General features: G+C 40.5%; 1 protein-coding gene. It reads left to right on the forward strand.

The window, feature by feature from the left end:
- The first annotated feature begins 251 nt into the window (after positions 1 to 251).
- Positions 252 to 989, forward strand: a complete 738-nt coding sequence (locus AX762_RS11915) for an SDR family NAD(P)-dependent oxidoreductase (protein ID WP_071849327.1) — start codon at positions 252 to 254, stop codon at positions 987 to 989.
- Positions 990 to 1,648 lie beyond the last annotated feature (659 nt).

Raw genomic sequence — 1,648 nt, forward strand, 5'->3', positions numbered from 1 at the left:
AAAGTATCACTTAATTCTTTTATACTCAATCCATCATCTAGAAACATTAGAATATAATTTTCAAGTTCTTTAACCGTATGCTTACTATTTGAACGCATAAAAAACGCCCCCTGAAGTAGTTTACTTTTTTAAGTGTCTACTTTAGGGGGAGCATATCATCGGATAAGGGCTTTTAAATCCTTTTTTTTGAATTATGGCCATCATTCATTGTAATCTTAAGAAGTAGACTATTTAATGAGAGGAGATCAAACATGAAATTAAAAGACAAAGTAGCCATTATTTTTGGCGGGACATCTGGAATCGGAGAAGCGACGGCTATGGCCTATGCGAACGAAGGAGCCAAAGTTGTTGTGAGTGGCCGTAAAGAACAAGACGGGGACCGTATCGTTAAGGCAATCAAAGCTAACGGTCAGGAAGCGGTATTTGCGAAAGCCGACGTGACACAAGCCGCTGAAATAAAAACCGTCATCGATAAAGCAATCAAAGTTTTTGGACAGATCGATATCTTGTATAACGGCGCCGGTATTCACGACAATTACAAAACAGCGGTAGAAATGGAAGAAGACGAGTACGATAAATTGATGGCGGTGAATGTGAAAGGTCCTTATTTGGCAACAAAAGCGGTCTTGCCTCACTTCATAGAACAAGGCAGCGGAACGATCGTTAACGTCGGCTCACAGGCGACGCATGTGGCTGGACCTGGTGGTTCTGCTTACGTCACATCCAAGCATGCATTGGAAGGCTTCACGAAACAGTTAGCCTATGATTTCGGTGGGAAAGGAATCAAAGCCAATCTGATTGCGCCAGGGTTTATTGAGACGCCAATGACGGAAGGAATCGAAGACGAACGTCTAAAAGATATCCCTGCTAAACGAGCAGGTAAACCGGAGGAAGTGGCGGCGCTCGCCGTTTTTCTGGCCTCAGAAGATTCTAACTATATGCACGGATCCACTGTCACCATGGACGGCGGCTGGGTCGTTGGAAGATAAAGAAATGACTATTTATTGATTTTGGTAGGGAGAAACTGACCTCAGTCAGTTTCAACACCCTTTGAAAGGTATAAAAGAATCATACTCGCCACTGGGGCGAGTATGACCATTATTAAGAGCTGGATTGTGCCTTGGTATAGTTACTGTGATGAATAAGTGCCTACTCAGTGACTGAATATCTTGAGTAAGGAGTAGGGTGTTTGCTTAGTATCTGCTCAGTGTGTTGTTGCTAATGAGCGGGCACTGGAAGTCGAGTCAAGGGCCAACTCCAAAATAGTGATTCTTCCAGTGGTCACTTAATAATTCCCAAGTGATTACTCAAACAACAAAGGTTCTTCAGTGGTAAATGATTTTCATTAAAATCATTGTATTTGAAGAAAGTCTTCAATCTTTCTCACAATAATCTCTTTTTGATGAAGAAAGACGGAAGCCGTAGAGGCGCATTCAAGTAAGCGCCCGGTTTATTTTCAATGGATCAAACGTTCAATAAAGAAAATGCGAGAAAATTAATGACAGAACTCACAGAGTTTACGAAAACCTTTATTTACACCAATCTCGAAAAAAATTATATAATCAAAGATAATATAGTCGGTAGAATAATATCAGATTTCAAATAAAGCTTTATTTATGCAGCTAAATTTGTTAGACTTATCACATAT

The organism is Alkalibacterium sp. 20 (genome assembly GCF_001885615.1).
Classification (GTDB): domain Bacteria; phylum Bacillota; class Bacilli; order Lactobacillales; family Carnobacteriaceae_A; genus Alkalibacterium.